Annotated in this window: 3 protein-coding genes; all 3 read left to right on the top strand. The window is 30.5% G+C overall.

The features are described 5' to 3' along the window. The first annotated feature begins 335 nt into the window (after positions 1 to 335). Positions 336 to 941 carry a lactate utilization protein gene (locus VK998_RS12755; RefSeq protein ID WP_325229007.1) on the top strand — a complete coding sequence of 202 codons (606 nt, stop codon included), beginning with the start codon at positions 336 to 338 and terminating at the stop codon, positions 939 to 941. Between the two features lie 19 nt (positions 942 to 960). Further along, a complete protein-coding gene (locus tag VK998_RS12750) occupies positions 961 to 2,118 on the top strand; it encodes a cysteine desulfurase family protein (RefSeq protein WP_325229004.1) in 1,158 nt (385 codons plus the stop codon). 5 nt (positions 2,119 to 2,123) lie between these two features. Then, positions 2,124 to 2,471: ABC transporter substrate-binding protein (locus VK998_RS12745; RefSeq protein WP_325229002.1), on the top strand; the 348-nt coding region annotated here is incomplete at its 3' end.

Raw genomic sequence — 2,471 nt, 5'->3', positions numbered from 1 at the left:
AATTCCTCCTTAATCTATGATACTTATATTTTATCATAAATTGAGGAATATGAAGACCAAAAAAGAAAAAAGCCCCCGAAGGGGCCTTCCCATCCGAAACGGATGTAAATAAACCGTTCAAAAGGGGTATTGGGAATAGAGATCTTATTTGAGGTTACCAGGGGGATAACCACTTTTAAATTATAGCAAATAACGACATAATTTGCAATACCTTTTTACAAAAATATATAAGTTTTTAAAAAGTAAGTATATATCAAATCAACTAAGCCTTTATTATAAGCTATAAATGCTATATAATTATTATTGAAATAAAGATGAAACTGGAGGGTTTAAAAATGGATGAAAAAATTTTGTTAACAGAAAAAAATTTAAAAGGAAATGGATTTCAAGTAAAAACTTTTGAAAGTAGTAAGGAAGCAAAAGAAGCATTAATGGAATCAATCTCTATAAATGAATCTATTGCCTTTGGTGGTTCCATGACATTATTAGAATTAGATATCTATGAAGAATTTAAGAGTAGAGGGAATGAAATATATTGGCATTGGAAAGGAGAAGATAAGAAAAAAGAATTATCAGAAGCTTATAATTCAAAGATTTATTTAACGAGTACTAATGCTCTTACATTAGATGGGAAGTTAGTCAATATGGATGGGACTGCTAATAGAGTATCCTCCATGTTTTATGGACATGAAAGGGTATATATAATAGCAGGAAGGAATAAAATATGTAAAGATTATGATTCAGCAAGGGAAAGAATTAGAAATATTGCAGCACCAAAAAATGCTCAAAGATTAAACATAAACACGCCTTGTAAATTTACAGGAAAATGTACTGACTGTGATTCTGCTGATAGAATATGTAATGTAGAAGTTATAATACATAAAAATCCATCAGGAGCCAATATTAATATATACTTAATTGATGAGGATTTAGGTTACTAATACTAGATGAGGTGATATTTTGAAGGTATACTTGGATAATTGCTCTACTACTAAACCAAGGGAAGAAGTTATAGATGCAATGGTACATGTTTTAAGAGATGAATATGGAAATCCATCATCTCTTCATAGAATGGGATTTAATGTAGAAAAAAACATAGAAAAGATAAGAAACAATATTGCAAATTATTTTAAAGTAAATAAAGATGAAATATATTTTACCTCTGGAGGAACAGAAAGCAATAATATAGCTATTCAAAGCATAATTAATAAATATAATAGAATAGGAAATCATATAATAGCTACAAAAATTGAACATCCATCAGTATTAAATGTTCTTAAAGATTATGAAGAAAAGGGTTATGAGGTTACGTATTTAGAAATAGATAATGAAGGATTAATTTCATTAGAGCAATTAGAAAAGAATATAAGAAAAAATACTATCCTTCTATGTATAATGCAAGTTAATAACGAAATAGGCAGTATACAACCTATTTGGGAAATTAAAAATATATTAAGAGAAAAAGGCTCAAAAGCTTTAATACATGTAGATGGAGTTCAAGCTTTTGGAAAAGTTCATATTGATCTAGCAGATTGGGAGATAGATACATTTTCTTTTAGTGGACATAAAATCTATGGACCAAAGGGAATTGGTGGATTATACGTAAATAAAAGCTTAAATCTAAATCCTATAATATTTGGTGGAAATCAAGAAAGAGGATTCCGTTCTGGAACAGAAAATGTCCCAGGCATAGTAGGACTAGGGAAAGCTGTAGAAATTATGGAAAACAACTTTAAAAAAGAACAAAACCATGTTAATGAGATTAAATCATATTTTATAAATAGATTGAAGAAGGAAATAGATTATATTCATTTTAATAGTCCAATGGAGGACAAAGCTTCACCATATATACTAAATGTTTCCTTTGAATATGTTAGGGGAGAGGTTTTACTACATTATCTAGAAGATAAAGGTATATTTGTATCTACTAGTTCTGCTTGCTCTTCAAAAGGAACGGAAAGAAGCCATGTACTTTCAGCTTTAGGTATTTCTCATAGGCAAATAGAAGGAGCTATCAGATTTTGTTTTTCTCATGAAAATACTAAAGAAGATATGGACTATACCATAAAAATATTAAAAAAATCTATAGAAGAAATTAGACAAATAACTATGAGGTGATTACAATGGATAGAGTTCTTAGTGTAAGTATTGGTGAAATAACTCTAAAAGGGAAAAACAGGAAGTACTTTGAAGATAAACTAATATCTAAAATGATAAGAGCTATTAAAGGCCTAGATTATACTAAAATTTATAAAGAACAAGGGAAAATATACATTGAAGCAAAAGAAGACAATTTTGAGTCTATGATAAACAAACTGAAGAAAGTATTTGGCACCGACGACCCCGAGGCGGTGCGCGCGGCGATGGCCGAGAAGCCGATTAACGACTTCTTCGCTCGCAATGGCCGTATTCGTGAAGATGGCCGCATGGTTCACGACATGTATCTGGTCCAGGTGAACACTCCGCAAGAG

Origin of the sequence: Schnuerera sp. (assembly GCF_035459645.1) — a bacterium.
Taxonomy (GTDB): Bacteria; Bacillota; Clostridia; order Tissierellales; family Tepidimicrobiaceae; genus Schnuerera.
The sequence above is the reverse complement of the archived record's forward strand: the minus strand, read 5'-3'. Positions and strand labels throughout refer to the sequence as shown.